The 6,971-nt window shown below is 62.0% G+C and carries 7 protein-coding genes; 2 read left to right on the top strand and 5 right to left on the bottom strand.

Annotation, left to right across the window (positions count from 1 at the left end; genetic code table 11):
• The first annotated feature begins 191 nt into the window (after positions 1–191).
• A complete protein-coding gene (locus tag J2Y58_RS20420) occupies positions 192–599 on the top strand; it encodes a DNA mismatch endonuclease Vsr (protein WP_310107242.1) in 408 nt (135 codons plus the stop codon).
• On the opposite strand, the gene J2Y58_RS20415 is transcribed toward J2Y58_RS20420, so the two are convergent.
• The 3 genes from J2Y58_RS20415 to J2Y58_RS20405 are packed head-to-tail and all read right to left on the bottom strand — an operon-like array spanning position 596 to position 2,803.
• Positions 596–1,453: a hypothetical protein gene (locus tag J2Y58_RS20415; RefSeq protein ID WP_310107240.1), complete on the bottom strand. Its 858-nt coding sequence runs from the start codon at positions 1,451–1,453 to the stop codon at positions 596–598. The genes J2Y58_RS20420 and J2Y58_RS20415 overlap by 4 nt on opposite strands.
• Positions 1,450–2,595: a DNA (cytosine-5-)-methyltransferase gene (locus J2Y58_RS20410; RefSeq protein ID WP_310107238.1), complete on the bottom strand. Its 1,146-nt coding sequence runs from the start codon at positions 2,593–2,595 to the stop codon at positions 1,450–1,452. Before J2Y58_RS20410 ends, J2Y58_RS20415 begins: the two co-directional genes overlap by 4 nt.
• Positions 2,588–2,803, bottom strand: coding sequence for a hypothetical protein (locus J2Y58_RS20405; protein WP_310107236.1), 216 nt, complete (start codon positions 2,801–2,803; stop codon positions 2,588–2,590). Before J2Y58_RS20405 ends, J2Y58_RS20410 begins: the two co-directional genes overlap by 8 nt.
• 128 nt (positions 2,804–2,931) lie before the next feature.
• Between J2Y58_RS20405 and J2Y58_RS20400 the strand changes: the two genes are divergently transcribed.
• Positions 2,932–3,684, top strand: a complete 753-nt coding sequence (locus tag J2Y58_RS20400; protein WP_310107234.1) for a GIY-YIG nuclease family protein — start codon at positions 2,932–2,934, stop codon at positions 3,682–3,684.
• A 44-nt stretch (positions 3,685–3,728) separates the two neighbouring features.
• Here J2Y58_RS20400 and J2Y58_RS20395 read toward each other — a convergent pair whose 3' ends face one another.
• Both J2Y58_RS20395 and J2Y58_RS20390 read right to left on the bottom strand, forming a co-directional pair.
• The gene (locus tag J2Y58_RS20395; protein WP_310107232.1) at positions 3,729–5,864 is read right to left on the bottom strand and encodes a Z1 domain-containing protein; all 2,136 of its coding nucleotides are present in this window, start codon (positions 5,862–5,864) and stop codon (positions 3,729–3,731) included.
• A 306-nt stretch (positions 5,865–6,170) separates the two neighbouring features.
• Positions 6,171–6,752 (bottom strand): recombinase family protein, encoded by a 582-nt coding sequence (locus tag J2Y58_RS20390; RefSeq protein WP_310107230.1) that lies wholly within the window; start codon positions 6,750–6,752, stop codon positions 6,171–6,173.
• Positions 6,753–6,971: the final 219 nt, after the last annotated feature.

Below are 6,971 nucleotides of genomic sequence, written 5' to 3'. Positions count from 1 at the left end.
CCGGGCCGGCCTGATACGCGGCGTATCCTCCGGTGACCAATGTCACCAGCCATCCGCCAAGCCGTTTTCGCGCAGGCCTTTTTCAACAGCCTCAACCAGTTGTGACACTTATTGCGTATTAAGCAGGGAGCAAAAGGTCTACGTTTCTTCCGCGCGATCGAATGCCAATGCGGCATGGTAGATGATGAGCGATGGACAAGCTTGAACCCGCCGCTCGATCAGAACTTATGCGCCGGGTCCGTGGCAAGGATACCCGGCCGGAAATGGTAGTGCGGCGGTTAGCCCATTGGCTCGGCTACCGCTTTCGCCTCCATCGCCGCGATCTACCCGGCAGCCCGGACCTGGTGTTCTCGGCGCGCCGATCGGTGATATTCGTGCATGGATGCTTTTGGCATCAGCATGACTGCCCGCGCGGATCACGCCGCCCTTCAAGCAACGCGGCATACTGGCACCCCAAGCTCGCCCGGAACGTCGAGCGGGACGGGAAGGTGCGACAGCAACTTGAAAACGAAGGCTGGCGCGTCCTGGTGCTGTGGGAATGCGAGATGCGGGATGTCGACCAGCTATCACGCCGTCTAGTCAGCTTCCTCGACGTTTAAACACGCCGGATCGGCGCCATGTCCGACACCTTCTGGACCACGCCAGCACGCCGGATCGTGGTACGCCGCATAAGGTCGGAGCCGCTTTGCAGCAGCTCGAAATCCACATGGTTTAATTCAGCGTCGTTGCCTTTGAAGCAGCGGTGGAATGCCGACAGCAGCTCCACCGCTTCGATCGGCTGCGCTGAAACATCGGGGGCGGCGCTGGACGGCACGACGCTTGGAAACAGGTAGATGCAGGCAGGCGGAACGCGAAACGGCCCGATGTCGGTAAGCCGCGCTTCGTCATCGTCGGCGACCTTGGGGCACGGGCGGCCGATCGTGCCGCACACCATGTCCCAGACGATCAAGCCATCGACGCGCTGGTTGCGGGAGACCATCTCGGCGCTCAGGCGTGTGTGGATCCCCGACCAGGCATTGCGGCGGGGATCGGCGCCGAGGTTAGTGCAGATGCTCCAAATCACGAACTCATCGGCGTCGGCCGGCCGCTCGAAGATGTTGGTGTTGTTGCCGTCCAGGCAGCCCTTGAGGTCGATGACGGCGGTGCGGCCGGAGGGAAGTCGCACCAAATAGTCGTTGCGGCTGGCATCTTCGGTGAGGTCCCACCCGGCGATGAAGCCTTCGTCCTCCATGTGGTTGAGGACGTGTTGGACGAACTCACGCTTGGCGCGCATCGTCGCGGAGAACTGCCCTCTCACCCTCTCGACGGCACCCCGGAACAAGCCCGAATTGTAGAAGTCGCGTTCGTCCAGGCCATGATCGCCAAGTCGGTGCGCCTCGGTTTTCAGAACCTCGGCGAACCGCTCGATTTGCGCGCGCAGATCGCTGTTCTGCTCGCACGGTATAACGCTCATGCAGCAGCCCGTTCGGCAGCCTCCGCCATGCCCAACAGGGGCTCTAGGATATGATGGGCGAGGTGCCGAACGACCGGCACCGCCACCCCGTCGCCGGTCAGGTGGTATGCCTCATTGTAGTTGCGCGGCAGCTTGTAATCGTCGTCCAGACCCATCAGGCGCGCCGTCTCGCGCGCAGAGATCAGCCGCGACCGCACCTTTGCGCCATCGATGACGACGATCACCTGGCGGCTGGAGCCACCGGCGGGCGTGCGCAGGCAGCCGGACACGTCATCGAAGCGAACTTCGGCGCGTTGCATCTTTTTGCCTCCCTCAACTCGCGTGCGCTTATAGACGCCCCCGACCATGCGGCGCCCTGCCCGCTTGGCGGCGTTGACCTTGGCGAGGTTGATGGGCGACATCATGCCGAGGAGCTGCTGCGTTTCCGCAGGCGTGTGCCAAGACACGCTCGACGGGTTCTCCTCGATCATGCTGGCGAACGTCGTGTTACGTCGGTTGGGCGTCGGCATGTTCCACCACAACATGCCTTCCCGCAGCTCGGCCGGCAGCCGCTCGACCGCGCTTTGCAGGCCCCGCGTATGGAACGGCTCGATCGGCCCAGGCGCGAGCAGCGCCGGGTCGACGGTCACGTCGGCATGGATGCCGATCACGAACAGCCGGGGACGGGAGTGCGGAAGGAAAAGGTCCGCATTGATGACCAAGGCGCCGCAGTGATAGCCCGCATCCGCGAAGGTCTGGCAGATCGCTTCGAAATCCTTGCCCTCGTGCGAGGTCAGCGTGCCGCAGACGTTTTCGAGCGCGATCAGCTTGGGTGCCCGGCCGTCCGCGATGAGGCCACGGATCACGTCCCAGAACGGGTAGAAGGTGCCGGAGCGTTCTCCGCGCAGCCCCGCCCCGCCCCCCGCAAGCGACAGGTCTTGGCAGGGGAATGAACCCCATACGAGATCGGCCAAGCCGGGCAGCTTGGCGGCGGTGATTTGCTTCACGTCACCTACCGTCAGCTCGCCGCCCGTGCCCCAATTAGCTTGGTAGGTAAGCCCCTTCTTATGGTCGAAGTCGTTGGCGAACAGGCAGGTCCAACCCGCCCCCAAGCCGGCGCGTGCCATGCCGCCGCCGGCGAAGAACTCATAGAAATTAGCCATTGGCGACCTGCCCTTCCCCGTGGCGATCGTTGGCGCTCGTCTCGCGCGCCAGCTTCTCCGCGACGGCTTCGGTAATCCAGGTGTTGCGTGAGACGTTGCCGAGGCGATCGGCGCGCGCTGCGTCGATCAGGGCGAACGTCTCGGCCGACAGGCGGAGGTTGATGCGATCAAGGTCGCGCACCGTAGTAGGCTTCGGGGGCGTGGTCATGGCGCCATTGTGGCGCCATATTCTAGCCTTGTCCAGTATGTTCTATATGTGTTCCTGTTTTTGCAAGGCCGATCGGGCTCGCGCCCATTCCCCCGCCCGGCTATGTGTCACTGAAACATGGAGCGTGCATGGACGGCAGGAATCCAGACGAGATCAATTTCCCTCCGTTCGAAACGGAGGATTTGCGTAAGAATCTCGCACGTTATCTTGATAGTGCCTTCACTGCCGAAGGAGCCGCCGCCGCGTCGAAGGTCGGCAACTTCAAGTGGGGCGTATACGCGTTTTTCGATTACGACGGGGAGCCGATCTACGTCGGGCAAACTAACGAGCAGCTTCGCACCCGCATCCGGCGTCATCTGACCAATCAACGAACCGATGCCGTCGCCATGTCCGTACTTGACCCTTTCGAGGTGTACGAGATCGAGGTTTGGCCGCTGCCGGCCCTACAAGAGGTGTCGAAGCCGAGAAGCAAGACGGATGCGCGTTGGGCGGCATGGGAGTCGGCCGTCGATCAACTCAACGCACTGGAGCGGAAGGTTTACGATCAGGCGATCGAAAAGAGCCGGTTCAAAGCTATCCTGAACGAGAAGGACCCACCGCTGGCAAAGGTCGAGATCGAGGTGCCGCCATCGTTCAGGGGACGCATCGTTTCTGATGAGGTGTTCGCGATCCGCTCACACCCCGACTTTAGGATCGCCCGACGTGCGCTCATTATCGCCCGACTTGCCCAGGTCATCGCCGAGCGGAAGGTTCAAGGTGGATTGCGGCGGGTCATGCTGATCCAGGCAAAGCGCCTGCAATGGCTTGCCGATCGACGATATCAGGCCTTGGGCGGCGCAGAATCCGTGGAGCGGGAAGATGGCACCGACACCGACGAGTAGCCCATAATGGGAGTCTGCGTGTCGGCGCTCCCCCTCGCCTGCTTCTAAGCCGCAACCTTTGTTGCGAAGATGCAGGGCTCCACATCGGCAGGGGCTGCCAGGATTGGCCACCAGAACTTATGGCCGTTCCAGCCCTGCTCCTTGGTGCCTTCCTGTTGCAGCAGCACCAGCGCCGGTTTTGAGCGTCCAGGGTCCATCACGGTTGATCGAAGTGCGGTGCCGAGGATCGACCGGCCCGACTTATCGCCAGAGCCCGCTTTGGTCAGCCGGCGTCCGGTTTCCGCCAGCACGACCAGGTTGCCGTCGCCACCTTCACGAACGTCGGAGTAATAGTCGATCAGGCCGCGCATGGCGTCCCACTCGAATTCCGTATCGTCAAACTTCATCGTCTCCTGGATGGCGTCAATGATCTCGATCGCGCGGGCGCGGTCCAGCTCGGCGAAGCCGGCGGCGTTGATCCATCGAGGATCAATTAGCGCATCGATCTTGGCTTGGGCCGCGGCCATTGCCCGACCACGGATCGTCTGGAATCCAGTGGGCAAAACCATGCCGTTCGGTCGGACCGGCACCACCGAGCTGAGCATCACCTTGTTGGGCGCGCACGGGCGCACCCGCTGCAAGGGGTCGGTCTGAATGAACACGACGCCGCGGTCGTGGGCACCCGTTTCGAAAGCTTCCCGTAGCGCGTTCTCAAATCCGTTGATCGTGAACAGCCGATCATACACCCCTTGCGACGTGTAGAACCTGGTCACCAGGTCGGGCCGCGGCCGGTTGCCATACATGCGTGAGTGCTGAAGCACGGTGTCAGCCTGCATCGTGCGGGGATTCCGGCCGTAGTAGAAGGCGATCAGGTTCGGGATGGTGATGCCCCGGTCGAGGATATTGCCGCCGACATAGATATTGAACGGCGTGCGCAGCTTCAGCTCGGCTTGTGTGTCCAGCAGCGCCATCACATCCTTGTCGGAATTCACCGTCTCCCGCACCACGTCATCGCTTTGCAGCGCATCGATGAGGAGCTCGAACGCCTCTTGACGCGGAGGCATGCGACCCTTGTCGGCGCTGACCGACGTAGCGAGGTCATCATAGGCCGCATCGAACAGTGGCCGTAGTGTCTCCGGATCGTTTTCCGCGTGATCCAGGATCGCTTCGCTGATCCATTCGATCACCTGATCCTGCCAGGCGTGCGCCGCCTTCTGCGTATCGTTGTGGATTATCATCGCATACTTGCGCTTGCGCTCGCCGGCCTCGTGCTGCTGCCAGCGCCGCACGCACGCGGCCAAGACGAAAGTGATGATGGCGCGCCGAAGACCCACGGTGTTGGGACTGTCCAACACCGAGTTAGGATGAATGCGTCGCTTGTCGGGGCGGCGAAGCGCATCCTGCTCCAAGTCGCTGACCGTTACGATGAGGTGGTGACGCGGATCGTCGGCATCGTGGCCGCCAAAATAATCGTCGCCTCCGACGTAACCGCCATGGATCGGCAGCAGCTCGGTAAACGCCGGTTTTTTAGGCTTGAACACGAAGTTGCCACCGGAGTTGGCTGCTTCATAGCCCTCTGGCTGGAGGTAGAGCGAGTAAGGCGTCGCTGTCACCTGGAGGAAGGCAATGCCCTCAACCATGCGGCGCAGATCGTCCATTTTTTCAGCAATGGCCCCCTGCTCGATGGCTTGCTGCCCGCGTTTGCGCACGAACCTGACGCTGGCGAGGTCCGCTTCATCATCAATCAGCAGCACCTTGCGCTTTTGCAGATCGGCATGAGCCTCCATGAACTCGATTAGCCGATCAAGATTCTGCGCCTGCTTCTTCGCTACAATGACGATTTTGCGTTTTAGCTCGCTGCGCGTCAGCTTGCCAGGCAACCTCATGATATCGAGAACAATCATCTCGTCCTCGTCTATGAACTCTGCAAAATCAGCGCTGAGGCGGGCAACGGTTTGCGCTGACAAGGTCTTGGTGCCCTTGGTCAACACCAGTGCGATATCAAAATCCCGATCGAACGCGCGCGCGATCGCCCCCACGAACCCGCGCGTTTTGCCCGACTGGATCTTGCCCAGGAGCATTCCCGGTCGATCACCGGTCGTATCGACATCCTCAAGCTGGTTGACGACGCGCTCGATGCACGCGGCCAGCTCGTCGCTATCGCTGCGGGTCTGCCTCAACCGAGCATAGAATCCCGTCATCGTCCTCCCCCTTCGCTGTTCATGAATCGCGCTGGCCCGTAATATAGGCGCCTCGCAACGCACCTTACAGCATCAGCTTCTTCGCCTCCGCAATCACAGGTTTCGGGTCGCCGAAGCGGTATTCCGCAAGGGCATCGGCACGGCGAACGGTGTGCGATCCCTCGCCGTCCGGAACATCAGGGTTATCAGCGATATTTCATCGCCGATTGTGAGAGGGTGAGCGTGGCGAGCAGCAGCCAGCCCCACCCTTTTCTGATTTCTACCGCTTGCGTACCGGAAGCCCCCTGCCCCGTCCGTCACCGGTGACTAGCCCGCCGCGTTCGCCAGCTCCTGCCGCTCACTTGCTGGGAATTGACGGTAGAAGGTCGAGAGGCCAACACCCAGCAGCTTCGCGACCCGTGCCGGCTTCTCCCCCACGGCGAGCAGCTTGCGGGCCGTATCGATCCTGTCGGGCGTCATCGCCAGCTTGCGACCTCCCCCCGTGCTGCCCTTCTCGCGCGCTGCCGCCAGCCCGGCAATCGTCCGCTCCTTGACCAGCTCGCGCTCCATCTCCGCGACCGAGGCGAGGATATGGAACAGCAGCCGGCCCGAAGCGGTGGACGTGTCGAACCCGTCCGTCAACGATCGAAAATCGATCCCTCTTGACGACAGGTCCGCGGCGAGCGCGATCAGTCCCTGGATCGAGCGGCCGAGCCGATCGAGCTTCCAGATTACCAGCGTGTCGCCAGCGCGCGCAAAGCCCAGCGCCTCGACCAGCCCCGGCCGGTCGATCTTCGCCCCGCTCGCCTTGTCGGTGAACACCTTCTCGCATCCGGCCTTTGCCAGCGCATCGAGCTGCAACGTCAAATCCTGATCGGCCGTCGAGACACGCGCATAGCCGATCAGCATCTTTCCCGTTTCCCCGTCAAAATCGGCAGTTTCGGGAATTGTAAATCGGGAACAGGTTTTGGGAAAGCGGAACCCGCAGGCGGCCGTCAGCGCGATCGGCGCGGCGGGATTCCCGTCATTCGTTCGAGACCGTCCGAAAACTCGCTGGTGGTGGGAGCTGTAGGGGTTCTTCGTGGCGAACTGGCGCAAGATGCGACATCCTGGCCTCCATGTGTACGG

This window comes from Sphingomonas sp. BE138 (assembly GCF_031456125.1).
Lineage (GTDB): Bacteria > Pseudomonadota > Alphaproteobacteria > Sphingomonadales > Sphingomonadaceae > Sphingomonas.
The sequence above is the reverse complement of the archived record's forward strand: the minus strand, read 5'-3'. Positions and strand labels throughout refer to the sequence as shown.